Origin of the sequence: Sphingopyxis sp. H050 (assembly GCF_001468265.1) — a bacterium.
GTDB lineage: Bacteria > Pseudomonadota > Alphaproteobacteria > Sphingomonadales > Sphingomonadaceae > Sphingopyxis.
In genome coordinates this window covers 138,979-165,616 of record NZ_LNRZ01000005.1, presented here as the reverse complement: position 1 = coordinate 165,616, position 26,638 = coordinate 138,979, and the positions used below count along the sequence as shown (strand labels likewise).

21 protein-coding genes and 1 tRNA gene are annotated in these 26,638 nt (G+C 64.1%); 15 read left to right on the top strand and 7 right to left on the bottom strand.

The window, feature by feature from the left end; genetic code table 11:
• The first annotated feature begins 120 nt into the window (after positions 1 to 120).
• Positions 121 to 381, top strand: a complete 261-nt coding sequence (locus tag ATE67_RS11905; RefSeq protein WP_058816889.1) for a succinate dehydrogenase assembly factor 2 — start codon at positions 121 to 123, stop codon at positions 379 to 381.
• Positions 378 to 3,872, top strand: coding sequence for a transcription-repair coupling factor (gene mfd, locus ATE67_RS11900; RefSeq protein ID WP_058816888.1), 3,495 nt, complete (start codon positions 378 to 380; stop codon positions 3,870 to 3,872). Before ATE67_RS11905 ends, mfd begins: the two co-directional genes overlap by 4 nt.
• Here the strand turns inward: mfd and ATE67_RS11895 are convergent.
• Positions 3,869 to 5,059, bottom strand: coding sequence for a GGDEF domain-containing phosphodiesterase (locus ATE67_RS11895; protein ID WP_231728140.1), 1,191 nt, complete (start codon positions 5,057 to 5,059; stop codon positions 3,869 to 3,871). The genes mfd and ATE67_RS11895 overlap by 4 nt on opposite strands.
• 70 nt (positions 5,060 to 5,129) lie before the next feature.
• Between ATE67_RS11895 and moaA the strand changes: the two genes are divergently transcribed.
• From moaA to ATE67_RS11880, 3 genes are all read left to right on the top strand, one after another.
• Positions 5,130 to 6,134 (top strand): GTP 3',8-cyclase MoaA, encoded by a 1,005-nt coding sequence (moaA, locus tag ATE67_RS11890; RefSeq protein WP_058816887.1) that lies wholly within the window; start codon positions 5,130 to 5,132, stop codon positions 6,132 to 6,134.
• Between the two features lie 24 nt (positions 6,135 to 6,158).
• Positions 6,159 to 6,929 carry an NAD kinase gene (locus ATE67_RS11885; protein WP_058816886.1) on the top strand — a complete coding sequence of 257 codons (771 nt, stop codon included), beginning with the start codon at positions 6,159 to 6,161 and terminating at the stop codon, positions 6,927 to 6,929.
• 61 nt (positions 6,930 to 6,990) lie between these two features.
• Positions 6,991 to 7,065 (top strand) — tRNA-Asn (locus ATE67_RS11880).
• A gap of 236 nt (positions 7,066 to 7,301) precedes the next feature.
• On the opposite strand, the gene ATE67_RS11875 is transcribed toward ATE67_RS11880, so the two are convergent.
• On the bottom strand, positions 7,302 to 8,186 hold the full coding sequence (locus tag ATE67_RS11875) for a LysR family transcriptional regulator (RefSeq protein WP_058816885.1): 885 nt from the start codon (positions 8,184 to 8,186) through the stop codon (positions 7,302 to 7,304).
• Positions 8,187 to 8,304: 118 nt separating this feature from the next.
• On the opposite strand from ATE67_RS11875, the gene ATE67_RS11870 reads away from it, so the two are divergent.
• Genes ATE67_RS11870 through ATE67_RS11860 form a run of 3 tightly spaced genes read left to right on the top strand, consistent with a single transcriptional unit; the run spans position 8,305 to position 10,631 of the window.
• Complete coding sequence (locus tag ATE67_RS11870) at positions 8,305 to 8,766, top strand: VOC family protein (RefSeq protein ID WP_058816884.1); 462 nt, start codon at positions 8,305 to 8,307, stop codon at positions 8,764 to 8,766.
• A gap of 36 nt (positions 8,767 to 8,802) precedes the next feature.
• Positions 8,803 to 9,762 carry an SDR family NAD(P)-dependent oxidoreductase gene (locus ATE67_RS11865; RefSeq protein ID WP_197411941.1) on the top strand — a complete coding sequence of 320 codons (960 nt, stop codon included), beginning with the start codon at positions 8,803 to 8,805 and terminating at the stop codon, positions 9,760 to 9,762.
• 44 nt (positions 9,763 to 9,806) lie between these two features.
• Entirely contained in the window at positions 9,807 to 10,631 is an 825-nt protein-coding gene (locus tag ATE67_RS11860) for an SDR family NAD(P)-dependent oxidoreductase (RefSeq protein WP_058816883.1), read from the top strand.
• A 171-nt stretch (positions 10,632 to 10,802) separates the two neighbouring features.
• Here the strand turns inward: ATE67_RS11860 and ATE67_RS11855 are convergent, their stop codons facing one another.
• Entirely contained in the window at positions 10,803 to 11,414 is a 612-nt protein-coding gene (locus tag ATE67_RS11855) for a TetR/AcrR family transcriptional regulator (RefSeq protein WP_058816882.1), read from the bottom strand.
• A 96-nt stretch (positions 11,415 to 11,510) separates the two neighbouring features.
• Between ATE67_RS11855 and ATE67_RS11850 the strand changes: the two genes are divergently transcribed.
• From ATE67_RS11850 to paoC, 4 genes are all read left to right on the top strand, one after another.
• Positions 11,511 to 12,425 (top strand): SDR family oxidoreductase, encoded by a 915-nt coding sequence (locus ATE67_RS11850; protein WP_058817082.1) that lies wholly within the window; start codon positions 11,511 to 11,513, stop codon positions 12,423 to 12,425.
• 432 nt (positions 12,426 to 12,857) lie between these two features.
• Positions 12,858 to 13,502 carry an aldehyde dehydrogenase iron-sulfur subunit PaoA gene (paoA, locus tag ATE67_RS11845; protein WP_058816881.1) on the top strand — a complete coding sequence of 215 codons (645 nt, stop codon included), beginning with the start codon at positions 12,858 to 12,860 and terminating at the stop codon, positions 13,500 to 13,502.
• Positions 13,499 to 14,449 (top strand): FAD binding domain-containing protein, encoded by a 951-nt coding sequence (locus ATE67_RS11840; RefSeq protein ID WP_058816880.1) that lies wholly within the window; start codon positions 13,499 to 13,501, stop codon positions 14,447 to 14,449. The genes paoA and ATE67_RS11840 overlap by 4 nt, the downstream gene beginning before the upstream one ends.
• Before the next feature lie 3 nt (positions 14,450 to 14,452).
• Positions 14,453 to 16,660 (top strand): aldehyde oxidoreductase molybdenum-binding subunit PaoC, encoded by a 2,208-nt coding sequence (gene paoC / locus ATE67_RS11835; protein ID WP_058816879.1) that lies wholly within the window; start codon positions 14,453 to 14,455, stop codon positions 16,658 to 16,660.
• Positions 16,661 to 16,673: 13 nt separating this feature from the next.
• Here paoC and ATE67_RS11830 read toward each other — a convergent pair whose 3' ends face one another.
• Entirely contained in the window at positions 16,674 to 17,240 is a 567-nt protein-coding gene (locus ATE67_RS11830; RefSeq protein WP_058816878.1) for a nucleotidyltransferase family protein, read from the bottom strand.
• 54 nt (positions 17,241 to 17,294) lie between these two features.
• On the opposite strand from ATE67_RS11830, the gene ATE67_RS11825 reads away from it, so the two are divergent.
• Positions 17,295 to 18,272 carry an XdhC family protein gene (locus ATE67_RS11825; RefSeq protein WP_082660337.1) on the top strand — a complete coding sequence of 326 codons (978 nt, stop codon included), beginning with the start codon at positions 17,295 to 17,297 and terminating at the stop codon, positions 18,270 to 18,272.
• Positions 18,273 to 18,478: 206 nt separating this feature from the next.
• Here the strand turns inward: ATE67_RS11825 and ATE67_RS11820 are convergent, their stop codons facing one another.
• Complete coding sequence (locus tag ATE67_RS11820) at positions 18,479 to 19,036, bottom strand: type 1 glutamine amidotransferase domain-containing protein (protein ID WP_058816876.1); 558 nt, start codon at positions 19,034 to 19,036, stop codon at positions 18,479 to 18,481.
• Between the two features lie 788 nt (positions 19,037 to 19,824).
• On the opposite strand from ATE67_RS11820, the gene ATE67_RS11810 reads away from it, so the two are divergent.
• Together ATE67_RS11810 and ATE67_RS11805 are read left to right on the top strand one after the other, a co-directional pair.
• Positions 19,825 to 21,996: a catalase gene (locus tag ATE67_RS11810; RefSeq protein WP_082660336.1), complete on the top strand. Its 2,172-nt coding sequence runs from the start codon at positions 19,825 to 19,827 to the stop codon at positions 21,994 to 21,996.
• A 451-nt stretch (positions 21,997 to 22,447) separates the two neighbouring features.
• Entirely contained in the window at positions 22,448 to 24,568 is a 2,121-nt protein-coding gene (locus tag ATE67_RS11805; RefSeq protein WP_231728139.1) for a glycosyltransferase family 4 protein, read from the top strand.
• A 127-nt stretch (positions 24,569 to 24,695) separates the two neighbouring features.
• Here ATE67_RS11805 and ATE67_RS11800 read toward each other — a convergent pair whose 3' ends face one another.
• Together ATE67_RS11800 and ATE67_RS11795 are read right to left on the bottom strand one after the other, a co-directional pair.
• Positions 24,696 to 25,823, bottom strand: a complete 1,128-nt coding sequence (locus ATE67_RS11800) for a glycoside hydrolase family 130 protein (protein ID WP_331458763.1) — start codon at positions 25,821 to 25,823, stop codon at positions 24,696 to 24,698.
• Between the two features lie 459 nt (positions 25,824 to 26,282).
• On the bottom strand, positions 26,283 to 26,543 hold the full coding sequence (locus ATE67_RS11795) for a hypothetical protein (protein WP_058816873.1): 261 nt from the start codon (positions 26,541 to 26,543) through the stop codon (positions 26,283 to 26,285).
• Between the last annotated feature and the right edge of the window lie 95 nt (positions 26,544 to 26,638).

The window sequence follows — 26,638 nt, the reverse complement described above, 5'->3', positions numbered from 1 at the left end:
AAGCACCGTCCTTATTTTTCGGCGGCGCAAAGAAAGAACGGCCCTTCGACAAGCTCAGGGCGAACGGTGAGAAGAGGCGATACCTGTTTCAAATTCGATGCTGCTGACTGAAGGCCCGCCATGCAAGAACGCCTCAAACGCCTGAGATTTCGCGCCTGGCACCGCGGCACGCGCGAGGCCGATTATATGATCGGCGGCTTTCTCGATCGCTATTCGGCCGAATGGGGCGAAGAGGAAATCCGCTGGTACGAGGCGGTCGTCGAAGAGGACGATGTCGATATCATGAGCTGGGCGCTTGGCACCGGCGAGCCTCCGGAGCATCTGAACAATCCGCCGCTGATCGCCGCCATGCGCCGACTGGACTATATTCCCCTGCCATGACCCGCCCCGCCGCCGACATTTTCGCCGCCATCGCGTCGGCACCGGCGCCGCTGACGCTGGCGCGGGCGGCCGACGGCTTTCTGCCGCTGCTGCTCGCCGACCTCGCACGCGCCAGCGACACGCGGCTCGTCTATGTCGCGACCGACGATGCGGCGATGCAGGCGGTCGCCGATGCCGCGCCCTTCTTTGCACCCGACCTTTCCGTCCACCGATTTCCCGCGTGGGACTGTCTGCCCTATGATCGCGCCGGCCCGTCGATGCGCATCAGCGCCGACCGCCTCGCGACACTCTCGGCCTTGCAGGCGCCGCCGAAGCGTGGCGAGCTGATCCTGACCACCGTCGCCGCGATCACCCAGCGCACGCTCACGCCGTTCCGCATCCGCCAGCTCGCGACGACGCTCGCGGCCGGGCAGCGCATCGACCGCGATGCGCTCGCCGAACTGCTCGTCTCCAATGGTTTCAGCCGTGTCGATACCGTCGCCGATCAGGGCGAGTTCGCGGTGCGCGGCGGTATTCTCGACCTCTTTCCAGCAGGCGAAGAGACGGGCTTGCGTGTCGATTTCTTCGGCGACGAGATCGAGAGCATCCGCCGCTTCGACCCCGCCGACCAGCGCAGCCTCGGACCCGCCAAGGCGCTGCAACTGCTTCCCGCTGCCGAAACATTGCTCGATGAGAGCACGATCAAGCGCTTCCGCTCAAGTTACCGCGAAATCTTCGGCGCGCAGGCGACCGGCGACCCGCTCTATCAGGCGGTCAGCGAAGGGCGGCGGCAAGCGGGCATGGATCACTGGCTGCCGTTGTTCGAGGAACGGCTGGCGACGCTCTTCGACCATATCGACCCCGCGACCCCGGTGCTGCGCGGTCACCGCACCGACGCGACCGCCGAAACGCGCTTCGACGCGATCACCGACTATCACGCGAACCGCGTCGCCGCCGAGCGCGAGCAGGCGGGCAGCTATCGCCCGCTCGCGCCCGAGACGCTGTATCTGACCCGCGACGAATGGGCCGACGCCGAACGCACCCGTCCGGTCCATGTCGTCTCGCCCTTCGACGTCCCGCCGTCGGCGTCGGTGATCGACCTCGAAAGCTTCGCCGCGCGCGACTTCACGCCCGAGCGCACCGCCGACCTCAACGTCTATGACAAGGTCGCCGACCATCTGTCGGACGAGCGCCGCAAGGGGCGCAGGACGATCATCGCCAGCTATTCGGGCGGCGCGCGCGAGCGTCTGTCGGGGCTGCTCCGCGATCATGGCGTCACCTCGCTCGCCCCCGCCGACAGCTGGCAGGACGCGCTCGGCACCGCCTCGTCGGAGAGCGGCGGCGCGACCGCAATGGTCGTCCTTCCCCTCGACCATGGCTTCGCCAGCGACGCGATCAGCCTGCTCACCGAGCAGGATATCCTCGGCGAACGCCTCGTCCGCCGCAGCAAGCGCCGCAAGAGCGCCGATGCGTTTCTCGCCGAACTCGCGACGCTCAGCGTCGGCGATCTCGTCGTTCACCTCGACCACGGCATCGGCCGCTACGAGGGGCTGACCCAGATCCCCGTCGGCAGCAGCCCGCACGATTGCGTCGCACTCACCTACGCGGGCGGCGACAAGCTCTACGTGCCCGTCGAGAATCTCGACGTCCTCTCGCGCTACGGCGGCGAGAGCGAGGGCGTCGCGCTCGACAGGCTCGGCGGCGAAGCCTGGCAGCGCCGCAAGGCGCGGATGAAGGAGCGCATCCGCGAGATCGCGGGCGAACTGCTCGCGACCGCGGCGCAGCGCGCGCTTCGTCCGGGCGAGGTGCTCGCGCAGGACGCCGCCTACCCCGCCTTCGCCGACCGCTTCCCCTATCAGGAAACCGACGATCAGGACCGCGCGATCGGCGAAGTGCTCGAAGACCTCGCCTCGGGCCGCCCGATGGATCGGCTCGTCTGCGGCGACGTCGGTTTCGGCAAGACCGAGGTCGCGCTCCGCGCCGCCTTCGTCGCGGCAATGGCGGGGGTGCAGGTCGCGGTGGTCGTGCCGACGACCCTGCTCGCGCGCCAGCACTACACCAACTTCGTCGAGCGCTTCAAAGGCTTCCCGGTCAATATCGGCCGCCTCTCGCGGCTCGTCCCCGCAAACGAAGCCCAGAAAACCCGCGACGGTCTGGCCAGTGGCCAGATTGACATCGTGATCGGCACCCATGCGGTCATCGCGAAGTCGGTCGAGTTCAAACACCTGGGCCTCGTCATCGTCGATGAGGAGCAGCGTTTCGGCGTCGTCCACAAGGAAAGGCTGAAGCAGCTCAAGGCCGACGTCCATGTCCTGACCCTCACCGCGACCCCGATCCCGCGCACGCTGCAGATGGCGATGTCGGGGCTCCGCGAACTCAGCGTCATCCAGACGCCGCCGGTCGACCGCCTCGCCGTGCGCACCTATGTCGCACCGTGGGATCCGGTCGTGATGCGCGAGGCGCTGCTGCGCGAACATGATCGCGGCGGCCAGAGCTTCTTCGTCGTCCCGCGGATCAAGGATTTGCCCGATATCGAGGAATTCCTGCGGAACCGCGTGCCCGAAATCAAATATGTCGTCGCGCACGGCCAGATGACCCCGACCGAGGTCGAGGACCGCATGAGCGCCTTCTACGACCGCAAATATGATGTCCTGCTATCGACGACGATCGTCGAAAGCGGGCTCGACATCCCGAGCGCCAACACGTTGATCATCCACCGCGCCGACCGCTTCGGCCTTGCGCAGCTCTATCAGCTCCGCGGTCGCGTCGGCCGCGCCAAGACCCGCGCCTATGCCTATCTGACGACGCCCGAGGGCGGCGCGATCACCGACACCGCCGAGAAGCGGCTCAAGCTGCTTGGCGATCTCGACACGCTCGGCGCGGGGTTCCAACTGGCGAGCCACGACCTCGACATTCGCGGCGCGGGCAATCTCGTCGGCGACGAGCAGTCGGGGCACATTCGCGAGGTCGGCTTCGAACTTTACCAGTCGATGCTGGAGGAAGCCATTCTGGCGGCCAAGGCCGAGGGCATGGGCGCCGCGCCGCCGCGCGAGGCCCTGTCGCCGGTCATCACCGTCGATGCCCCGATCCTGATCCCCGAGGATTATGTGCCCGACCTGCCGCTGCGCATGGCGCTCTATCGCCGCTTGAACGAGGCCGACGACCGCCCCGCCCTCGACGCCTTCGCGGCCGAAATGATCGACCGCTTCGGTCCGCTGCCGCCCGAAACCGCGAACCTGATCCAGCTCATGGAAATCAAGGCGAACGCCAAGACCGCGGGCATCGCCAAACTCGACGTCGGCACCAAGGGTGCGCTCGTCAGCTTCCACGGCGACGCCTTTGCGAACGTGCCCGGCCTGATCGCCTATGTCGAGCGACTGAAGGGCCGCGCGCGCATCCGCCCCGACAACAAATTGTCGATCAGCGGTGACTGGGCGAGCACCGGGGCGCGCCTGAACGGAGCGCTGCAACTGTCGAAGGGGCTTGGAAAACTGGCGCGGCAGGTCGCTTAAGCGGACAGCAGACCCGGGAGTTGGTCCGCCGGCACCGGCCCCGATTTCAGGAAACCTTGCCAGGTCGCGACGCCCAGTTCCTTCAGGCGGCCAAGCTGCTGTTCCTTCTCGATCCCCTCGGCGACGACGAGCAATCCCAGCGCACGCGCCAGATCGACGATCGCGCGCACGACGATGCGGTCGCGGTCGCTGCCGTCGAGGCTGCGGGTAAAGCCGCTGTCGATCTTGAGATAATCGATCGGCAGCCGCGCGAGCAGCGAAAGGCTGGAATAGCCGGTGCCGAAATCGTCGATCGCGATCGCGCAGCCGAGTGCGCGTAACTGCGCGAGTTGCGCCGCGGCGCTCGCGGGATCGCTGAGCATCGCCTGCTCGGTCAGCTCCAGCGTGATACGATCGGCGTCGACCCCCGCCCATTTGACCATCATCGCGAACCGGTCGGCGAATTCGGGGTCGCCGAGGTCGGCAGCCGTGATGTTGAGCGAGACGCGGAGCTTCGCAAGCGCCGGCGGCCACCCCGCCATTTCGCCGAGCGCGACCCGGTGTGCATGCTCGGTCAGCTCGCGTTCGAGCCGCGCCGCGCGCGCCGCGGTCACCAGCGGCCCGGCGCCGAGCAGTCCCAGTTCGGGATGCTGCCAGCGCAGCAACGCCTCGACCCCGGTCATTTCGCCGGTCGCGACGTCATATTGCGGTTGGTAATAGATGATGACCTCGTTGTGCGACAGCGCCGCCTGCACCATCGCGCCGTCGCGCGCCGACGCCGGGCGGCCGAGCTGGTCGCTCGCGATACGCAGCTGCGCGGCGATATCTTCGTCGCGCGTAATCAACGAGGCGCCGATGCGGATCGCCAGCCGCCCGTTCGGGTCACCGACCATCGGCTCGGCGAGCGCGACGTGCAGCGCACGCTCCTGCACCCGCAGCGCACCGAGCGAGAGCGCCGTAGCCGGGACGATGAGGAATCGGGGCCCGCCGATCCGCTCGACGAGCGATCCCTGGCCGAACTCGTCGCCCGCGAAGCTTTCGAGCCGCCGCGCAACCTCTTCGAGCAGCGCATCGCCGGTTTCGGGGCCGGCGCTGGTGTTGATCCGCGCGAGCTGATCCACCTGCACGAGGATCACGCCGATGTCCGCGTCGGCCCGTTTTTGTAGCAATTCAATCTGCCGGACGCTGGCCGCATCCGAGTCAATCATCCGATTCATGAGCGCCGCCATAGCAGCGATTGCTTGCCAAGCCCTTGCCTTTTGCATCACAATCGCGCCGATGGCCGCAATATCGCCTCCGCCTGCGCCCCTGATCGACGGTATCGGCCGCCGAATCAGCTATTTGCGCTTGTCGGTGACCGATCGTTGCGACCTGCGCTGCCGCTATTGCATGGCCGAGGATATGCAGTTTCTGCCGAAATCGGCGGTACTGAGTATCGAGGAAATGGGCGATCTGGGCGAGCGGTTCGTCGCGCGCGGCGTGCGGCGCATCCGCCTGACCGGCGGCGAGCCGCTCGTGCGGCGCGGCATCGACACATTGGCGATGCGGCTCGGCGCGCTGATCGGCCAAGGCTTGGACGAGCTGACACTGACCACCAACGGCATGCGGCTCGCCGAACATGCCCCGATGCTCGCTGCGGCGGGCGTACGGCGTATCAACGTCAGCCTCGACACGCTCGACGCCGCCGCGTTCCGTCACATCACCCGCGTCGGAGACGTCGACGTTGCGCTGCAGGGGATCGCCGCCGCGCGGAAAGCGGGGATTGCCGTCAAGATCAACATGGTCGCGCTTGCCGGGCTCAACGAGGACCAGCTGATGCCGATGCTCGATTGGTGCGCCGCGAACGGCTGCGACCTGACATTGATCGAGACGATGCCGCTCGGCGAAGTCGCGGACGATCGCAGCGACCATTATATCCCGCTCCACCAGTTCATCGCACCCTTGCGCGCGGCTCGCGCGATCTGGCCGATCGACAAGAAAACGGGCGGCCCGGCGCGCTATTTCGCAATCGAGGACAGCCCGGTGACGCTGGGCCTGATCACGCCGCTGTCGGACAATTTCTGCGCGACCTGCAACCGCATCCGCCTGACCGTCGAAGGACGCATCTACATGTGCCTCGGCCAGGACGATCATGTCGACCTGCGCGCGAGCCTGCGCGAAGGCGGCGATGTCGACGGCTTGATTGATGCCGCATTGGCTGGCAAACCCCGCGCGCATGACTTTCATATCGAACGAAAGTCCACACCGGCGGTCGCGCGTCATATGAGTGCAACGGGCGGCTGACACTCCGCTCTTGGGGGGACCATAATGCAACGCAGGATCGCGCTCGTCGCGTCGAATTCGCCCGTGGCGGAAGAAGCCGAAGCCGAACTTCGCCCGCTCTACGACTTCGTCGATCTGAACGAGGCCGACATGCTGATCGTCCTCGGCGGCGACGGCTTTTTGCTGCACATGCTGCACCAGCTGCTCGATCAGCGGCGCAGCCTCCCCGTGTTCGGGATGAACCGCGGCACGATCGGCTTCCTGATGAACGAGTTCCGGGTCGAGGGACTGCTCGACCGGATCGCGGCGGCGCGCCCCTTTCTGATCCACCCGCTATCGGGCGACATCACGACGATCAGCGGCGAGCGCCACATCCTGCCTGCGATCAACGAAATCTCGCTGCTCCGCGAAACCCGCCAGGCCGCGAAGCTCGAGGTGATGATCAACGAAAGAACGATGCTCGAGGAACTCGCCTGCGACGGCGTGCTGGTGTCGACCCCCGCCGGATCGACCGCCTACAACCTCAGCGCCAACGGACCGATCCTGCCGCTCGATTCGGCGATGCTGGCGCTTACCCCGATCAGCCCCTTCCGCCCGCGGCGCTGGCGCGGCGCGCTCGTCCCCGAATCGACGAGCATCCGCTTCAACGTCCGCGAAGCCGCAAAACGTCCGGTCAGCGCGGTCGCCGACCAGCGCGAAATCCGCGACGTGAAAACCGTCCTCGTCACCAGCGACCGCAGCCGGCCGCTGACGTTGCTCTTCGATCCCGACCAAGGATTGGACGAACGCATCGCGATGGAACAATTTATCGTTTGAGGTCTTGCAAAATCATTCGGGCGACGGCAAAGGGGCCGCCTTGCCCGCCACGGCGGACTGTTCCTCGGTAGCTCAGCGGTAGAGCAATCGACTGTTAATCGATCGGTCGTAGGTTCGAATCCTACCCGGGGAGCCAAAATTCCATAGACAATCCATGGACAAAGCAGAGAAATTTTCTTCTGCTGTATATTGTCTCCACATTCGCGCCCCCAATTTGGGTGGGCAATATTGCGGCGTTACAAGCGGATTGTAATCGTCGGGCCTGGATTGGCGTGAGTAGGTGGCGCGACATTATATCCGCCACGAATCAAACCATCCGTAATAGTGAGCATCGGTCCATCCTGGATGAACAGGTCTTTCAGCTAGAAGAGATCAGACGCGCAGCGCTTCGATGACGGCTCGAAGGCCCGCTGAGAGATGTTTGCGGGCCGGGTAGTAGAGATAGAGCCAGTCTTCGGGCGCGCACCAGGACGCCAAGCATTCGATGAGCTCACCCCGCTCGACATGGGGCCTCGCCCGATCCTCCCAGACATAGGCGAGCGCGACGCCTGACATGGCGGCCTCGACCATCAGTTCATGATCGTCGAGCGACAGCGGCCCGGTCGGTTCGAACTCGATCGTCTTGCCGAAGCGTTCGAACTCCCACGGATAAGCTGTGCCGCTGGGATAGATATTCCGGATGCAGACATGATGTTTGAGATCGGCTGGAGCCTTCGGAACCGGGCGTGCGGAAAAATAGTCGGGCGAACCGACCACCGCGAAGCGTAGCCGCGGCTTGATCCGCACCGCCGTCATTCCGTCGCGAAGACTTTCCCCCAGACGGATGCCGGCGTCGAAACCCTCGTCGACGATGTCGACCAGCCGGTCGGTCGCGACGATCTCCAATTCAAGGTTGGGATTCGCGGCGATGAGCGATCCCATGACCGGCCCGAACACGAACGGCGCGATCGAGTTCGGCGCATTGATCCGCACCTTGCCGAACGGCGTCTCGCGAAACTGGTTGAGCGCGTCGAGCGCCGAGCCGATCTCGCCGAAGGCCGGCGACAGGCGCGCGAACAGCATGGCGCCGGCGTCGGTCAGCGACACGCTGCGCGTGGTTCGATTAAGCAGCCGGATGCCGGTGCGCGCTTCGAGGCTGCTGACCGCATGGCTGACTGCCGAGGCGGTGACGCCGCGCTCCTCGCTCGCGCGGCGGAAACTGCGATGCCGCGCGACGGCGTCGAACGCGGCGAGTTCGGACAGGTCTGTGCTTCGCATTACTGATCCTGATTCATGAGTTATCTGCACACTATGTCGCTAATCGTCGAAAAGGAAAGGGCGCAAATAGCTCCTGCCGGGCCGCGGAGATGCCGCCCGCTTACAAAGGAGACACATCATGGCCGACTTCATTCCCCCCGCCCCCAACAGCGCATCGCCGTTCGCGGACATGCGCGGACATCATGTCGCGGTTCGTACCCCCGACCTCGAGATCGCCAAGCGCTGGTACGCCGAGAAGCTGGACTTTCGCGTCGTCGCCGAATGGGATTATGCCGACGAGCAGCTCGCCTATATGGCGCCCCCGACCGACGATCATTTCTATATCGAAATCCTGGGCGGCGGCGAGCCCGCCCCGATCGAGACGCGCCCCTACACCGATCTCGGCGATAGCCTCAAATATCGCGGCTATCATCATTTCTGCCTCAATGTGAAGAGCGTCGACGAGACCGTCGAGACCCTGCGCGCGCGCGGCGTCACCATCGTGACCGAACCCTTCGAACTCGCCGCGATCAGCCGCCGCCTCGCCTTCTTCAGCGATCCGTTCGGCAACCTCATCGAGCTGGCCGAGGTGCTCGCCTGAGCTGGGCGGCCGTCCTCATTCGGAAAGGAATATATGATGACCCAATCGATTCTCATCATCGGCGCGGGGCCCGGCATCGGTCAGGCCGTCGCACAAAAATTCCGGGCGCAGGGCTGGCGAGTCATCCTTGCAGCACGAAATCCGAAAAATCTCGACGGGCTCGTTTCCGAGCTCGCCAGTACGGGCATCGACGCACATGCGCTTGTCGTCGACGCCACCGATCCGGCGGCGCTGCGTGCGATGATCGCCGAGGCGGATCGGATCGCCGGCGGCCTCTCCGCGGTGCATTTCAATGCCGCGGTCGTACGGCAGCAGGATCTGTTCAGCATGTCCGACGCCGAGGTCACGGACGATCTCGCCATCAATGTCGCCGGCGGCCTTCACGCGATCCGCGCTGCTGCGGCGCTGTTCGAGACGCGGGGCGGAACGATCCTTGTCACCGGCGGCGGGCTCGCGACCGCTCCGCACGAGAGCTACGCGAGCCTCGGGGTCGGGAAAGCCGCGCTGCGAAACGGCGTGCAGGCTCTTGTCGACCCGCTCGCAGCCAAAGGCATTCGCATCGCGACGGTGACCGTTTCGACCCTTGTCAGCCCCGGATCGGAGGAAGCGGCGGATGTTGCCCACCGTTTCTGGCAGCTGGCGACGGACAAAACGGCGCCATGGGAGGTCGTTTATCCCGAGCCCGACCGTTCGGGCAGCGCGCTGACGTTGATCGCGAAACTGACGGCGAAGCCCCAATATGCGGATCTGCTCGGAGAGGAACTGCGCAAGCTCGTCGCGCCGACTTCGGCAGAGGCTGGCTCGATCGATTATCTCGTCCACCGCGACAATGACGATCCGAGAATCTGGGTCCTCTATGAAAACTGGCGCTCGCGCGCCGACCTCGATGCGCATTTCGAGCGGCCCTACACCAAGGCGCTGATGGAGCGGTTCCCCGAGATCCTGGCGCGCGACATGGAACTGACCTTCGCTTCGCGGGCACGGCCCGCGCGCTGACGCCCCCTCCCTTTCCAGTCATCCCATCAAAAAGGAACAGCATCATGAAAATCTGGTTCATCACCGGCGCATCGCGCGGCTTTGGCGCCCTTGTCGCCGAACGCGCGCTCGCCAGGGGCGACGCCGTCGTCGCGACGGCCCGCAATCCGCAAGCGATCACCGACCGGTTCGGCGAACATCCGAACCTTTTGGCGGTCGCGCTCGACGTGTCGGACGAAGCTCAGGCACTCGCCGCCGCCGACGCCGCAATCGCGCGGTTCGGCCGCATTGATATCCTGCTCAACAATGCGGGCTTCGGCCTGTTGGGGGCGGTCGAAGAGGCCAGCGCGGCGGAGATCGAGGCCGTTTACCGCACCAATGTGTTCGGCCTGCTGACCGTCACCCGCGCAATCCTTCCGCACATGCGGTCTGCCCGGTCGGGCCGGATCCTGAACATCTCGTCGATCGGCGGGTATCGCGGTGCGGCAGGGTTCGGCGTCTATTCCTCGACCAAATTCGCGGTCGAGGGGCTGAGCGAAGCGCTGCACGCCGAACTCGAACCGCTTGGGATTCACGTCACGGTGGTTGAGCCTGGCTATTTCCGGACCGACTTTCTGGATTCCTCGTCCCTCTCCGTCAGCTCGACGCAGATCGAGGATTATCACGCCACGGCGGGCAATGTTCGTACCATCGCGGCGGGCCTCAGCCACAACCAGCCCGGCGACCCCTCGAAACTCGCCGATGTGCTGATCGGCTTTGTGGAAGCGCCAAATCCGCCCGTCCGCCTGCCGCTCGGCAGCGACACCGTCGCGGCGATCGAGGCCAAGCATCTGTCGGACGCCGCCATCCTCGCCAAATGGCGCGCGGTCTCGATTTCCACCGACTTCTGATCCCGCTATGGCCCGTCTGCAAATGCGGCGGGCCATTTCTTGCTTCTCTTGGCCAGTTTTGGTCAAGCCGCTCTAGCGGCCGATCTGAAAGGCGGACATTTCGGGTGAACCGGACTGGAGGCAGCAAGCGACCGGCTGCGGACACTGGTCGGAATAGCGAGTGGCGGCTTTCTATCTTATATGAAGAAGCATTCCCCGCATGAGCGAGAATTCGTCGTTCATCACATCGGCCAGCGATCTCTTCCCCTCCTCCCGGTTGAACTGTTCGAGCGATAAGCGAACGACGCTGACAACCATATTCGCGGCTAGCCTCAATTCCTCGCGCATCGCAGGCTCGGGCCAGCGCCGTTGCATGGCCTCGAACAGCACCTCCTCCGAAAGGATATAATTGGCGCGTTTGCGGGCGAGAACCGCCTCGCTCGATCGCATGACCTTGTCGAAGATCAGCAGCTCCTCATGCGGCTGCGCCTCAGCGATGTCTTTCATGGCTTCCATCATGGTCGCCAGCGGCGATTTACCCGGCGGCTGGGCGTCGAGACCCTGGACAAGGGCTTCCCCCATCCCGCCCGCCATCGACATCAGGATGTCGTCCTTCGACCTGAAATAATGAAACAGCGTGCGGCGCGAGAGATTGGCCGCATCGGCAATGTCTTCGAGTGTCGTTCTGGCATACCCGCGCGCGACGAACAGCGCCCGCGCCGCGTTCTGTATCCGCAGGTGCGTCTCGCGCCGCTTGCGCTCCCGCAGACCTTGACGGACGGCTTCCCCTCCGGCCTTTTCCAAATTATTGCCTCCAGTGCAATTTTACACTTTGCGAAATTACAGAATCGATATATCGGGATTCTTACACAGGGTGCAAATTTATTGGAAGGATCGAAGATGACGAAATGGACGGCGGCCGACATGCCGGCGCAAACCGGACGTTCGTTCGTGGTGACCGGCACTGGCGGGCTCGGATATCAGGACGCCCTCGCCCTCGCGAAAGCGGGCGCCGACGTGACCATCGCCGGGCGCAACGCCAGCGGCGGCGCAGATGCCGTCGCGCAGATCAAAGCCGTCGTGCCCGGCGCCCTTGTCCGCTTTGCCATGCTCGATCTGTCCGATCTGGCCTCGGTGCGGCGCTTTTGCGACAGGTTTGCAAGCGAGCGCGACAGCCTCGACGGGCTGATCAACAACGCCGGGGTGATGAACCCGCCCAAAAGGATGGAGACGGTCGAAGGCTTCGAGCTTCAGCTCGGCACCAACTATCTCGGCCATTTCCTGTTGACCGCCGGGCTGCTGCCGCTGCTCAAGCGGGGCAAAGACCCGCGTGTGGTGACGCTGTCGAGCGTCGCCGCGCGCCAGGGCGACATCCAGTTCGGCGACCTCAACTTCGGCGAAGCATATGTGCCGATGAAAGCCTATGCCCAATCGAAGATCGCCTGCCTGATGTTTGCCCTCGAACTCCAAAAGCGCAGCGAGGCGGGCGGCTGGGGCATCGCCAGCTTTGCCGCGCATCCGGGGGTGTCGCGCACCAATCTGCTGCTCAACACGCCCGGCGGCGCCGGTGCCGCCGGCGTCGCACGCAAACTGCTCGCCTTCCTGTTCCAGCCTGTCTGGCAAGGCGCGCTGCCCACCCTGTTCGCTGCGACGGCCCGGGACGCCAAGCCAGGCGGATATTATGGGCCCGACGGGATCGGTGAGATACGCGGCTATCCCGCCGAGGCGCGAATCCCCGTGCTGGCACGAGATTCCGAAACACTGAGCAGGCTCTGGGCCGAATCCGAGCGGCTGACCGGCGCGCGCTTCGCCTGAGGCGACATGTCCTGATCGCCGTCGTATCGCAGCATGTCCGCGGCGTCCGCGAGCCGGGTCTGGTTCCCGATCGCTATTATGGCCTGCACAGCGCCATGGGCTGGGACAGGCCGTCTTCGGTGCAATGGGATTATATGTCGCACGGCGCGTCATCCCGATACTTTTGGAATGAGCGCCGCTCCTCGCTCGTCAAGTGGCAAGGCGGCTCATAAGTTACTGCCCGGCCGGTGCGAATGGACCAGTTGGCCGCTAGCGGCATAGACGGCCGCCGCGACGTTTCATCGGCGATTGCGGCGATGGTCCACGTTGTGATAGCTTCCCAAAACAATCAAATTGTTCGGGAACGGCAACGCATCGTTCCTCCCAGCATTGAAATGCTAAGGCTCCGCGGGACTGCAGTCCGCGGACATCGAAGATGATCGGGGACATGAGATGGCCATACCGGAAGAATTTCCCATTTCGCGGCGCGGGCTGCTTGCCGGAGGCGCCGTATCGGTGGCCGCCGTATCAGCCGCAGGATCGCCGGATGCCCGAGCAGCGGTCGAAAAGGCGCCTTCCCGGCCGCCAACCGCCCGCGTCGCATTCCATGTCAATAACACAGCCCATGAGCTTGAGCTTGATACACGCACGACGCTTCTCGATGCGCTTCGAGAGCATCTGCGGCTGACCGGCACGAAGAAGGGATGCGATCATGGGCAGTGCGGCGCCTGCACCGTCATCGTCGACGGCCGTCGGATCAACAGCTGCCTGTCGCTTGCGGTGATGCACGACGGCGACAAGATCACGACGATCGAGGGCCTGGGCCTGCCCGGCAATCTCCACCCCATGCAGCAAGCCTTCGTCGAGCACGACGGCTATCAATGCGGCTACTGCACCCCTGGCCAAATCTGTTCGGCGGTTGCGGTTCTGGAAGAGATCAAGGCCGGCATCCCGAGCCATGTCACCGCCGACCTCTCCGACCCGCCAAGCGTCACAAGGCCAGAGCTGCGCGAACGGATGAGCGGCAATATCTGTCGCTGCGGCGCCTATTCCAACATCGTCGATGCCATCGTCGACGTCGCGGGGGTGAAAGCATGAAAAGTTTCACCTACGAACGCGTCGATACGCCGGCGGCGGCGACCGCGGCTTTTGCTCGCACGCCGGGCGCGCGCTTCATCGCCGGCGGGACGAACCTGCTGGACCTGATGAAGCTGGAGATCGAGACGCCCGGGCACCTGATCGACGTCAGCCGGATCGGTTTGGACAGGATCGAGCCGACGAGCGACGGCGGAATCCGGATCGGCGCGATGGTCCGCAACACCGACCTCGCCGCCGACGCGCAGATACGGCGCGACTATGGGCTCGTCTCCCGCGCGCTTGTTGCAGGCGCTTCGGGGCAGCTTCGCAACAAGGCCACGACTGCGGGCAATTTGCTCCAGCGCACGCGCTGCCCTTATTTCTACGATACCAACCAGCCGTGCAACAAGCGCAAGCCCGGCAGCGGCTGCGCGGCGATCGGCGGCTTCAGCCGCATCCACGCCATTGTCGGCGCGAGCGACGCCTGTATCGCGACACACCCCAGCGACATGGCGGTCGCGATGCAGGCACTCGACGCGGCCGTCGAGACCATCGATACGGCGGGCAAGACGCGCCGTATCGCGCTTGCCGATTTTTACCGCGCCCCGGCAAATACGCCGCATCTGGAAACGGTGCTGGCGCCGGGCGAACTGATTACCGCGGTGACCCTGCCCAAGCCTGTCGGCGGCACGCACATCTATCACAAGGTCCGCGACCGCGCTTCGTATGCGTTCGCGCTGATTTCGGTCGGAGCGGTCGTCCAGCGCGACGGCCGCGGCCACGTCGCGATTGGCGGCGTCGGATACAAGCCGTGGCGCATCAAAGCGGCCGATGCCGAACTGCCCCGCGGCGCGAAGGCGGCGACCGCCGCTCTTCTGGCAGGCGCGAAGACGACCCACGAAAATGCCTATAAGCTGCCGCTGGTCGAACGCACGCTCGCCAGTGTTCTGGCTCAAGCGAAGGGTTGAGAGATGAAGTTCGATACGCCAGCAACAAATAATCCGATCGACCAGCTCAAAGTTGTCGGCAAGCCCACCAACCGTATCGACGGACCACTGAAAACCACCGGAACAGCGCCCTATGCCTATGAGCGGCACGATGTTGTTCCCAACCAGGCCTATGGCTATGTCGTCGGCTCTGCGATCGCCAAGGGGAAGATCGACTCGATCGATCTGAAAGAAGCAAAGGCAGCGCCGGGCGTTCTGGCCGTCGTGACCGCCGCCAGCGCAGAAATGCTGGGCAAAGGCGACTTCAACACCGCAAAGCTGCTGGGGGGACCCGAGATCCAGCACTATCATCAGGCGATCGCACTGGTGGTGGCGGAGAGCTTCGAGCAGGCGCGGGCGGCGGCTGCGCTCGTCCGCGTGCAATATACGCGTGCGAAGGGCAATTTCGATCTCGCCACCTCGTTGGACGGCGCCGTGAAACCCCCTGCCGTCTTCGGCACCGAGCCCGACAGCCGGTTCGGCGATTTCGATGCGGCCTTTGCAAGCGCGCCGGTCAAGCTCGACGCCCGATATACGACGCCTGACCACAGTCACGCGATGATGGAGCCGCATGCTTCGATCGCGAGCTGGGACGGCGACAGGCTGACGCTCTGGACTTCGAACCAGATGATCGCCTGGTCGGCCGGCGATGTTGCCAAGACGCTCGGCATAGCAAAAGACAAGGTCCGGCTCGTATCGCCTTATATCGGGGGCGGTTTCGGCGGCAAATTGTTCGTCCGGTCGGATGCGATCCTCGCGGCGCTCGGCGCGAAGGCGGCAGGGCGACCGGTCAAGGTCGCCCTGCCGCGGCCGCTGATGATCAACAACACGACGCATCGCCCGGCAACGATCCAACGGATCCGTCTCGGCGCGACGACCGACGGCAAGCTGACCGCCATCGGGCACGAGAGCTGGTCGGGGGACCTCAAAGGCGGGGGGCCCGAGACGGCGGTCGGGCAGACGCGGCTGCTTTATGCCGCGCCCAATCGCATGACCGCAATGCGTCTTGCGGTCCTCGACCTTCCCGAGGGCAACGCGATGCGCGCGCCCGGCGAGGCGCCCGGGCTGATGGCGCTTGAGATTGCGATCGACGAGATGGCCGAGAAGCTTGGTATGGACCCCGTCGCGTTCCGTGTCCTCAACGATACGCAGGTCGACCCCGAAAAGCCCGAGCGGCCCTTCTCGCAGCGACGGCTGAACGAGTGCCTCTCCATCGGCGCCGAAAAGTTCGGATGGAAGGACCGAAATCCCAAGCCAGGCCTGGCCCGCGATGGCCGCTGGCTGGTCGGTACGGGCGTCGCCGCGGCGTTCCGGAACAATATCAACGAGAAATCGGCTGCGCGCGTACGCCTCGACCGCAATGGCCTCGTCATCGTCGAGACGGACATGACCGACATCGGCACGGGCAGCTACACGATCATCGCTCAGACCGCTGCCGAAATGCTCGGCGTACCGCTGACGCAGGTCGAGGTACGCCTCGGCGATTCGCTCTTTCCGGTGTCGGCGGGCTCGGGCGGCCAATGGGGTGCAAACAGTTCGACTGCGGGCGTCTATGCCGCCTGCGCCCAGCTGCGCACCGCGATCGTCGAGAAGCTGGGGCTGGATCCTGCCGACGCCGTTTTCGAAAAGGGCAGGGTTCGTTTGGGCGGCAAAAGTGTCGCGCTCGCGAAGGCTGCGGGTGGCGGCGAAATCGTCGCCGAGGATCTGATGGAGTATGGCGACCTCGCCCAGAGGTTTCAGCAATCGACCTTCGGCGCCCATTTCGTCGAGGCGGCGGTCGATGCCGCGACCGGCGAAATCCGCATCCGTCGCATGCTTGCGGTTTGCGCTGCGGGCCGCATCCTCAACCCCAAGGCGGCGCGCAGCCAGGTTATCGGCGCGATGACGATGGGCGCAGGCGCCGCGCTGATGGAAGAGCTGGCGGTCGACAAAAGGTTCGGCTTCTTCGTCAACCACGACCTTGCCGGCTATGAGGTCCCCGTGCACGCCGACATTCCGTCGCAGGAGGTGATCTTTCTCGACGAGGTCGATCCGACGACCTCACCGATGAAGGCGAAAGGCGTTGGCGAGCTCGGAATTTGCGGCGTGGCCGCCGCCGTCGCGAACGCCGTCTATCACGCCACCGGTATCCGCGTGCGCAATTACCCCGTCACGCTCGACAAATTGCTCGACAAGCTTCCGGACGTCGCGTGAACATTGGCCAACCCTATCGAATATCCTCGGGGCGATCGATGTCGACCAGTTCGTCCGGATCGGCAGCGACGAGTGTAGCGCCCCGGATCAGCGCACGCGCGCCGTGGTCGCCCTCTTCCGCGCGCAAATCGACGAAAAAGGACCTGGCGAACAGCGCGGGCGGCATCGCCACACCTTCTCTGTCCGACGCCACGATCGGCCTGGTCGCTGGATCGAAAACCGCGAGTAGCGCGTCAAAATGGCCGCGGCTGACGAACGGCATATCGCCCAATGCGATCATAGCGGCCTTTGCGCCGAGTGTTTCCGCTCGCCCGATTCCGAGCGCGAGCGAAGACGAAAGACCGCGAGCCGGATCAGGATTGGTCACGATATCGAAGCCTAGCGCGGCCAATTCTCCAGCCAGCGGGCTTCCCTCCCGGCAGACCGCGATTTTCCACCCTGCCCCCAGTTCGGCTAGCCGGTTTGCAGCGTGGAGCGCCACCGGCACACCATCCAGGACCGCGAGCAGCTTGTCGCTGCCGAAGCGTTCGGACTGCCCCGCTGCGAGCAGGAGCACGGCGATGGTGGCAGGATCGGTCATCGAAAAGACTCCATCCGCGACCCCTTGGCCGCTGGCAAACGATGGTCGGCCAAAATGACAAGCCTCGCAAGCTCGCCAGAGGATATCCTCAGATTTCTGGACGCCTGCGCACAGGATGGCCGCGGACGCATACTCGTGACCCTCGTCGGCATTTCCGGTACATCGCCTCGCGCGCTTGGCGCCCAAATGGCGGTCGCGTCAGACGGCGAGTATATCGGATCGTTGTCGGGAGGTTGCATCGAAGCTGCCATCGCGAAAGAAGCCTTGGCGGCTCTGGCCAGCGCGAGTTCCCGGCTGGCGCGCTTTGGCGCAGGGTCTCCCTACATCGATATCCGTTTGCCGTGCGGCGCTGGCATCGACCTTCTCTTCACGCCGAACCCCGATTCGGCAGCCATCGCCGACGCCATTTCACGGCTCGACAGCCGCGAACCGGTGTCGCTCGAAATCAAAGACGATGCCGTCCACGTCGTCGAAGCAAAGGGCGCGACCGGGTGGCGGCACGACGCATTTGTGGTGACCTATACCCCGCGGTTGCGTCTGGCCCTGTTCGGCCAAGGCGAAGAACTGACCGCTACGGCGCAGCTAGCTCACGCTTTCGGGGCCCGGATCGATGCTTACTCGCCATCACCGCGGGATATTCGCACGCTGCGTGCCAAAACTATAAAGGCAGATCTTCTCGAATTTCGATCGGCCGAGCCCCGGCTTTCGTCTGATCCATGGACCGCATTTGTATTTCTTTTTCATGATCGGGACTGGGAAGAGGCGCTGATCCCTTGGGCGCTTCAGCTCCCTAAATTCTATATTGGGGCGCTCGGCAGTCGGCATTCGCACGAGAAGCGCCGCGAGATGCTCGCCGGATCGGGCGTGTCGCACGACGCTATTCGATCGATAAGATCACCAATCGGGCTCGTGCCTTCGACGCGCGATCCCGCCACGCTGGCGGCGTCGATCCTCGCCGAAGTGGTTCAAGAGTTCGCGGTCGATTCCACGCTGCCATTTATTCGCGTCGTCGAGGGAGCGGCCAGCCGATAGACCGCCTCTGACGATATCTTAGTCGGTTGCGGCCGGACAGCTTCTGGGCCTGCCGTGATCGTAAGCGGACTTCGGTCGACGCCCTTGCGGATTGAGCACAATGAGGCCTGGCCCTAAAACGGAGCTGCGAACTGCATAGCTCGCCGAATTGAGCGATCAAAAAGACTGTGCGACGTTGCAGGACCAGGCGGTAAGGCCGTCCAGGATTACACGGGTGCTTCGGCTTCCGCCAAAGCCTCTACAATCGCGTCGCAGAAGGCCGGCAGATCATCGGGGCAGCGGCTGGTGATAATCTTGCCGTCCACCACGACCGCGTCGTCGACGACTTGGGCACCAGCGTTGGCGAGGTCGGTCCGGATCGATTTGTAGCCGGTCATCTTTCGTCCCGAGGCCAGCCCGGCTTCGATGAGAAGCCACGGCGCATGGCACACGGCGGCAATCGGCTTGCCTGCTTCTGCGAAGCTCTGGATGAGCGCGATCGCATCGGGTTCGACCCGGAGCAGATCGGGATTGATCTGGCCGCCGGGCAGCACGAGCGCGTCATAATTGTCGGCATTCGCATCGGCGATGCGCAGATCGACCTCTACTTCGTCGCCCCAATCGTCCTCCTCCCAGCCGGTGATGTCGCCGAGCTCGATCGACGCGATATCAACCTCTGCTCCGGCTTCTCTTAGTCTCTCGAGAGGCACTTCCAGTTCGGATTGCTCGAACCCGTCGGTTGCGATGATGAGAATGCGGCGCTCGTTCAATATGGGATCGGGCATGCTGGAAGCTCCTTTGCTATCTCCACAATGCCCGGCCGAGCCGCTTGTTGCAGCCGATGGTCATTTTTGCCAGCCATTGCGTGCACCAGCATTCCTGCAGCGAATATCTGTCACCCGCGGCGGGGCCGACCGGCAGCCTCTGATTAACATGGGATAAGCAACCCGAAATCTGCGGCCCTGTTTTGGATCGCGGGTGCAACTTGCCCACAACCCCGCGCGTCGATCCGCCAAGACAGCAGAAGGATGGACATATGACGGGTTCGACAAAAACGGCTGGGTTCGGAAAGATTTTGGGCCTTGCCACATTGGGGGGGCTATTCTGGTTTACGCGCAAGTCGGCGCCCGAAACGACGAAGGCGGACGACCATAGCGCTGCCTTTGCCGATGGCGAGACCCATGCGGAAAATTTCGATCAGACACGCTCTGCGGGGCCTGGCGCGATGCGCGACGATGTAAGGCGCCCGTGGGAAAATGTCGATCAAGCCTCGGACGAATCTTTTCCGGCAAGTGACCCCCCGGCAACCTATTGACGCACGCTCGGTGCCCGGCGTGCCAAAGCTCAGCTACCGCCTTCAATTCGACGATGACGGCGTGGGACTCCCGAGACGTGTCGAATTCGAAGCGTCCAGCGCCGCCGCGGCGCTGGAAATAGCGGAAGAGCAATGTTGCGGCCGTTGGGCCCTTCTCTTCTGCGACGGCGCGGTGCTCTGCCGTGTCGGTCTTAGTGCCGGGGCATGGCTGATCGCCGCCTGCCCCGCCTCCCCCCAGCCTTTTGCAGGATGACGACAATGCCCCGCGCAACGACCCCCAAGCTCGAAACAACCCCGGGCCGCCGAACAAAAAAATCGACGAAGCCTGCGGACACGGCCGAACCCGCAGAGTATCTTAGCGCACCCGGCGCTGCCGGTGAAACCCCCCAGTCGACGGGCGATCCCTCGCGTACGTTGACCACGCAGCAAGGTCATCCGGTTGCCGACGGCCAAAATAGCCTGCGTGCCGGACCGCGCGGTCCGACGTTGCTGGAAGACTTCATACTTCGTGAGAAAATCTTCCATTTCGATCATGAGCGCATCCCTGAACGGGTCGTCCACGCCCGCGGCTACGGGGCGCATGGTCAGTTCGTCCTCAACCGGTCGCTCGCTCGCTACACGACGGCGGATGTCCTGACGACCGTGGGCGGCGAGACCGAGGTCTTCGTCCGCTTTTCGACGGTTGCAGGCCGGGCGGGATCGTTCGATCTGGCGCGTGACGTCCGCGGCTTTGCGGTAAAATTCTACACCAGGCAGGGAAATTGGGATCTCGTCGGCAACAATATTCCCGTCTTCTTCATCCAGGACGCGATCAAATTTCCCGATCTTGTCCACAGCGTCAAGGAAGAGCCGGATCGCGGCTTTCCGCAAGCGCAGTCGGCGCACGACAATTTCTGGGATTTTGCCTCGCTGATGCCCGAGGCATGGCATATGGTGATGTGGCAGATGTCGGACCGCACCATTCCCCGGTCCTTCAGGACGATGGAGGGCTTCGGGGTTCATAGCTTCCGGCTCGTCAACGCGAAAGGCGAGTCTCATTTCGTCAAATTCCACTGGAAGCCCCGGCAAGGGCTGCAGTCGGTGCTCTGGAACGAGGCGGTGAAGATAAACGGCGCCGATCCCGACTTTCACCGGCGTGATCTGTGGGAAGCGATCGAACGCGGGGATTTTCCGCAATGGGATTTGGGCGTCCAGATCTTCGACGAGGAAATGGCCGACAAGCTCCCCTTCGATCATCTTGACGCGACCAAGCTCATTCCCGAAGAGCTTGTTCCGGTCGAGCTTGTCGGGACGCTCACGCTAGATCGCAACGTCGACAACTTCTTCGCCGAGACCGAGCAGGTCGCCTTCTGCACGCAGAATGTCCCGCCCGGCATCGATTTCAGCGAGGATCCGCTGCTTGCCGGCCGCAATTTCTCGTACCTCGACACTCAGCTAAAGAGGCTCGGCAGTCCCAACTTCACCCACATCCCGATCAACGCGCCGCGCTGTCCCATAATGCATTTTCAGCAGGACGGTCACATGGCGATGGTCAACCCGAAGGGTCGCGCAAACTACGAGCCAAACAGCTGGGGCGCCGAGGGCGGCCCGCGCGAAAATCCCGACACGGGGCACCGCAGTTTCCCCGCGCCGCTCGAAGGGGTAAAGCAGCGGACGCGCTCGGACACGTTCGCCGATCATTACAGCCAGGCGCGGCAATTCTATATCAGCCAGTTGCCGATCGAGCAGAAGCATCTGGGCGACGCGCTCGTCTTCGAGTTGAGCAAGGTTCAGCGCCCCGACATCCGCGCGCGCGCCGTTTCCCATCTGCGGAATATCGACGAAGATCTCGCCGCAACGGTCGCCGACGGTATTGGCCTTCCCCTTCCGGATGCCGCGAAGGCGGCGAAGCCGACGCGCGATCTCGAGCCCTCCGAGCGGCTCTCGATCCTCGCCAATGGGCCCTCCAGCTTCAAAGGCCGAAAGCTTGGCATCTTGCTGACCGACGGCAGCGATGCGGATCTGTTCCAAGCGCTTGTCAGCGCGGCGGAGAAAGCGGGTGCGCATGTCGAGGTCATCGCACCGAAGATCGGCGGCGTAACCCTCGATAAGGGCGACCGGGTTCCGGCGGACCAGAAGATCGATGGTGGCCCTTCGGTGCTTTACGATGCCGTCGCCGTGCTGCCGTCGGAAGACGGGGCCGCGCTGCTGGCACGGGACGCACCGTCGAAGGATTTCGTGTCCGACGCCTTCGCGCATTGCAAGTTCATCGCCCATAATGGCGCCGCCGAGCTGCTGTTCGATGAAGCGCGGATTCCGCAGCAGAAGGACAACGGCTTCCTGCTTCTGAAGACGGCGAAGGATGCGAAGGCCTTTATCAGCGCATGTGCCGATCTACGCTTTTGGGCGCGCGAACCGACGGTCGATCTCGACGCCCAGGATGCCGGTTAGAAGCGCGGACAAGGCCCTATCAAGCGGTCGGAAACGACATCGACCAACATAGATCAATGCGGGGCGAAATATCGGCCGGTCGATCTTGCTGCACTGCAACCGACGCGATCGCCCGGCGTTGGTCCAGCGACAACCACAGTCTTCGGGAGAGCAACTCACGCCCCACGCTGCGCCGCATGGGTCGGTAAGGCGCGCGCGTACCGGTGCTGGCAGAGAAGGACAGATGATGAAAGTCGATCGCGAAGACCATTTCTTTACAGGCCAATTCGATGACCAGCTTTCGTCGCACAGCGAAGGGGGAATTTTCCAGTTCCCGGCAACAGGAAAGGCCGGGCGGCTAGCCCTCATAGGATGCTTTCGGCCCCGGCAATGCGGCATCGCGACCTTCACCGCCGACGTCTTCGATCATTTGAGTGCCCATTCTCCCGACCTTAAGATCGACGTCTATGCGATGCGCAGCCAGATCGATCAGCCGATCGGCTCCGAGGTCCGTCAAGCCATCGACGAGAGGGACGCGGAAAGCTACCGCGCCGCGGCCGAAGCCATCAATGCCAGCGGCGCAGGGGCCGTGTGGCTGCAGCATGAGTTCGGCATTTTCGGTGGCGCGGCGGGCGACATGGTGCTTGATTTGGTCGACCGGCTCGCGGCGCCGCTCATCGTGACGCTGCACACTGTTCTTGCGGAGCCGAGCGACGCGCAGCGGCGCGTTATGAATCGGCTCATCGCGCGTGCAAGCAAGCTCGTGGTGATGAGCGAATATGGGCGAACGACGCTTACCGGCGTTTATGGAGCGGCGCCCGAGCAGATTGCGCTTATCGAGCACGGAACTCCCGACCGCCCTTTTCAGGAAGTGAGTGCGCTGCGCCGGACGCTGGGCCTTGCCGAGCGGCCGGTCCTTTCGACTTTCGGCCTGATCGGCCCAGGCAAAGGGCTCGAAGCCGCTATCCGGGCCCTACCGGCGGTCGTAGCTCAGTATCCGGATGTTCTTTACCGGATCGTCGGCGCGACCCACCCCAACCTCGTCGCCGCAGAAGGCGAAGCCTATCGGGAGAGCCTTGAGTTACTCGCCAGCCGCCTCGGCGTGTCGGCCAATATCGCTTGGGAGAACCGCTTCCTCGATACGGACGAACTGCTGGATCAGATCGAACTTTGCGACATCTATCTCGCGCCTTACCCGAATCTTCAGCAAATCACCTCGGGCACCCTCGCCTATGCCGTTGCATTGGGGCGCGCGGTCATCTCGACGCCTTTCGTGCACGCCCGCGAACTCCTGTCTGACGACGTGGGCGTCTTGCTTCCGGGCGCCGACAGCGAAGCGATCAGTGAGGCGCTGCTTATGTTGCTCGCGGTGCCTGAAGAACGCCGGGCGGTTCAGCGGCGCGCCTACGACCGCGGCCGGCAGACGACGTGGAGCGTCATCGCTCGAGAATGCGCCGCGCTCGTCGAGGAAACCTCTTTGACCACCGGGTCGGAGGAAATCAGCCAACGCGCCCCGTCGCTCGCCGGCGTGTGGGCGATGTGTGACGACACCGGCATATTCCAGCATGCGGTGCATCGGCTGCCCGACCGGGCGCATGGCTATTGTATCGATGACAATGCGCGCGCCTTGATGCTCGTCCACAGCCTCCCCGCGAACAGCCAGGACGAGGCAGCGCATCGCGCCCGCGCCTTTGCCAGCTTTATCCAGCATGGCTGGAATGAAAGCGCCGGCGCCTTCCGGAACTTCATGGGATATGATCGGCGCTGGTTGGAAGAGAGCGGCTCCGAAGACAGCAACGGACGCACGCTCTGGGCGCTTGGACATGCCACGTCGCACGCAAGCGATCCGCACATGCGCGAATGGGCCGCGCGCCTGTTCGACCATAGCGCCCCGATGGCGCAGAGGTTCAAGAGCCCGCGTGCCATCGCCTTTGCAATTCTCGGAGCCGACGAACGTCTTGAGCGGGATTCTGGCAATGGGGAGGCCCGGCAAATCATCGAGCGTGGCGGCGCTTTCCTATGCGCGGTATGGAAGAGCGGACGCCGCCCCGGCTGGGATTGGTTCGAGCCGGGCCTCGCCTACGACAACGCACGGCTGGCCGAGGCGCTCATTCGTGCCGGACGCCGCTTGCCCTCGCTGCCGCATGAAGAGGCAGGTCTATCCGCGCTCGACTGGCTCGCAGCCTTCCAGACCGCCAGCCAAGGCCATTTTCGCGCCGTCGGGTCGGATAGTTTCGACCGTCAGGGCGAGGCGCTTCCATTCGACCAACAGCCGCTGGAGGCCTGGGCCACGGTCGCTGCGTGTGGAACGGCCTACCGGCTGACAGGACAGGCGGTCTGGCGAGACCATGCCGAGACGGCTTATGCGTGGTTCCTCGGCCGCAACGATCGGGGCATCGCGCTCGGCGATCTCGGATCGGGGCGCTGTCTCGATGGGCTGACGCCGCGCGGCGTCAACCGCAACAGCGGCGCCGAATCCATACTTGCCTTTCATCTCGCCCATCGAACGATGGCAGACATAGTCTGGCGCAGCCGCGCACCTGCCGACGCCGGCAGCCAGCTCAACACGGCCGTTCCCTCCTTGGCCGGTTGAGGAATTACGGCGGCACCCATCGCTGCCGCCGTCGCGCCCGCGCTTGCAAAGGCCCTCGCTCGGACGATGATTGCGCCTTTCAAATGCGCCGCTGGATGCCGACGTTGGGCCGTGGCGATCTGCGAACTTACACCATCGACCGAAGCAGGTCGGGCACGGTCGTCGTCGCAAAACCGATCGCGCTGTCCGATATACCGTAAGGGATGAAAAGCTCATGTCCGATCGCGAGCGCGCCGCAGGTATAGACGACATTGGGCACGTAGCCTTCGCGATCGCTTTCGGCCGCCGACAGGATAGGACAGGCGGTGCGGCCGAGGACCTTCGACGGGTCGTCCTTGTCGAGTAGCGCCGCACCCAGACTATACTTGCGCATCGGCCCCACGCCGTGGGTCAGCAATATCCAGCCGTCGTCGCATTCGATCGGGCTGCCGCAATTACCCATCTGCACGAACTCCCAGGGAAAGGCCGGGCTCAGAAGCGGCTGCCCCTCGTCATCCCAGTCGGTGAGACTGTTGGAGGCGAGCAGCGTGATATTTTTGCCGTCCTGCCGCCCGACCATGAGATAGCGGCCGCCTACCTTGCGCGGGAAAAGGCCCATCCCCTTGTTGCGCGCCGCGCGGCCCGAAAGCGGCTCCAGGCGGAAGCTCGCGAAGTCGTTCGTGCGGAGCAGTTCAGAGCGGATCGCGCGGCCCGAATAGGCCGTATAGGTCCCAAGATATTCGGTTCCCCCGTCCTCGTGCGTGAACCGCACCAACCGCAGATCCTCCAGCCCGTTGCGCTGCGCCTCGGTCACCGGGAAAAGCACGCTGTTCGAGATGGGGCTGCCGGTCTGGCGGTGCACCGTCACGGCATCGTCGGGGCCGAGATGATGGCGATCATCGACAACCGCAGCCATCGCCGGACCCGACTGCGGCCAGAGCCGGAATTCGCCTTCGGGCCCGACGATCCCCTCGCGAAACGCAATCGAACTGATATGCCCCTCCCCAACCGCGCGCATCGACATGACGAACCGGAGCTGTTCGTCGCCAAGCCCGCTCTGGTCGGGATGCAGCACAATGCTTGGATTCATCAGCGCCGCGGCAGCATAGCTATATTCATGACAAAAGAAGGCACCGATCAGCCTCCGCTTGACCGGCGAAATCGCGCCTTCCTCCAGCCCGAGATCCTCGGCGATCTCGGCAAAGCGATCGTCGAATATCCCCCCAATCTGCCAGTGCCGCTCCGAAAAATCCTTCCAGACCAGGCCAAGTTCCACTTCGGCTTGCTCCTCGTCCAGCCGAAGGATGTCCGTGACGAGTTGCTCGGATCTGGAAGGCTCCGCGACATTCGATTGCCAAGCGAGGTGGAAGGGGCGGAGCACGACCCGCGACGGGTCGGCCGTAAGTTTTTCGCTCAGGATACGAAGCGGAGTTTGTTCGGGTCGGCAAATGAGCATGGGCGCCTGCAAATTCCTTATCTGGCCCCCCGCGGCCAGAATGTTTTGCCCGGGTGCGATAAGCAAGCCCTAACCGGATCGAGTGGCGCAATAACAGGGTAACGGCCGTTGTTCGGAAGAAGATTCCGGCCCCCGCTCCGCCTTCGCGCGCGCTTTCATGGCCTCCGAACCTTTTCTCGCGACCTCGGCAGGGTCGTCCTCCTTCGCCTGCCCAACCTGACCGGCTTTAGGTGCAGATTATATGTGGCGGAGCGACGCGAGGGTTTCTTGGCGATGGCCTTATGCCCAGGGGGCTGACGTCGGGACGGGCTCATGCCCGATTTCATGCGACCGGTCGGAGGTCGGATGAAGTTTCCACATGTTCGCGCCGGATTTGGTCATGCGGGCCAAAAGCTTCGCCCCCTCCCAAAGTTCGACATGCACGCCGTCGGCCTCGTTGCGCGCGATCTGGAAGGCATGATCCGGACCTTCGGCGCGGAAATCGACGCGTCTCGGATGGGTTTCGGTGGCATCTTGCAGAATGATATGGAACGGCCGCATGGAACGTCTCTCCTTGACGGGAGCAGGCGCTACCAAGCTCTCGGCATCTGATGATCGGCTGGCCGTAACAACGGGGGACTGCGGGTAACGCCGGA

Excerpts from the sequence above, each read along its gene's own strand:
- ATE67_RS11870 (WP_058816884.1), top strand. The coding sequence starts at position 8,305 with ATGGCCGACTTCATTCCCCCCGCCCCCAACAGCGCATCGCCGTTCGCG.
- ATE67_RS11895 (WP_231728140.1), bottom strand. The coding sequence starts at position 5,059 with ATGATTGACTCGGATGCGGCCAGCGTCCGGCAGATTGAATTGCTACAA.
- paoC (WP_058816879.1), top strand. The coding sequence starts at position 14,453 with ATGAAGTTCGATACGCCAGCAACAAATAATCCGATCGACCAGCTCAAA.
- ATE67_RS11850 (WP_058817082.1), top strand. The coding sequence starts at position 11,511 with ATGACGAAATGGACGGCGGCCGACATGCCGGCGCAAACCGGACGTTCG.
- ATE67_RS11830 (WP_058816878.1), bottom strand. The coding sequence starts at position 17,240 with ATGACCGATCCTGCCACCATCGCCGTGCTCCTGCTCGCAGCGGGGCAG.
- ATE67_RS11810 (WP_082660336.1), top strand. The coding sequence starts at position 19,825 with ATGCCCCGCGCAACGACCCCCAAGCTCGAAACAACCCCGGGCCGCCGA.
- ATE67_RS11875 (WP_058816885.1), bottom strand. The coding sequence starts at position 8,186 with ATGCGAAGCACAGACCTGTCCGAACTCGCCGCGTTCGACGCCGTCGCG.
- ATE67_RS11860 (WP_058816883.1), top strand. The coding sequence starts at position 9,807 with ATGAAAATCTGGTTCATCACCGGCGCATCGCGCGGCTTTGGCGCCCTT.
- ATE67_RS11825 (WP_082660337.1), top strand. The coding sequence starts at position 17,295 with ATGACAAGCCTCGCAAGCTCGCCAGAGGATATCCTCAGATTTCTGGAC.
- ATE67_RS11905 (WP_058816889.1), top strand. The coding sequence starts at position 121 with ATGCAAGAACGCCTCAAACGCCTGAGATTTCGCGCCTGGCACCGCGGC.
- ATE67_RS11795 (WP_058816873.1), bottom strand. The coding sequence starts at position 26,543 with ATGCGGCCGTTCCATATCATTCTGCAAGATGCCACCGAAACCCATCCG.
- ATE67_RS11820 (WP_058816876.1), bottom strand. The coding sequence starts at position 19,036 with ATGCCCGATCCCATATTGAACGAGCGCCGCATTCTCATCATCGCAACC.
- ATE67_RS11865 (WP_197411941.1), top strand. The coding sequence starts at position 8,803 with ATGACCCAATCGATTCTCATCATCGGCGCGGGGCCCGGCATCGGTCAG.
- paoA (WP_058816881.1), top strand. The coding sequence starts at position 12,858 with ATGGCCATACCGGAAGAATTTCCCATTTCGCGGCGCGGGCTGCTTGCC.
- moaA (WP_058816887.1), top strand. The coding sequence starts at position 5,130 with ATGGCCGCAATATCGCCTCCGCCTGCGCCCCTGATCGACGGTATCGGC.
- ATE67_RS11840 (WP_058816880.1), top strand. The coding sequence starts at position 13,499 with ATGAAAAGTTTCACCTACGAACGCGTCGATACGCCGGCGGCGGCGACC.
- ATE67_RS11805 (WP_231728139.1), top strand. The coding sequence starts at position 22,448 with ATGCGCAGCCAGATCGATCAGCCGATCGGCTCCGAGGTCCGTCAAGCC.
- mfd (WP_058816888.1), top strand. The coding sequence starts at position 378 with ATGACCCGCCCCGCCGCCGACATTTTCGCCGCCATCGCGTCGGCACCG.
- ATE67_RS11885 (WP_058816886.1), top strand. The coding sequence starts at position 6,159 with ATGCAACGCAGGATCGCGCTCGTCGCGTCGAATTCGCCCGTGGCGGAA.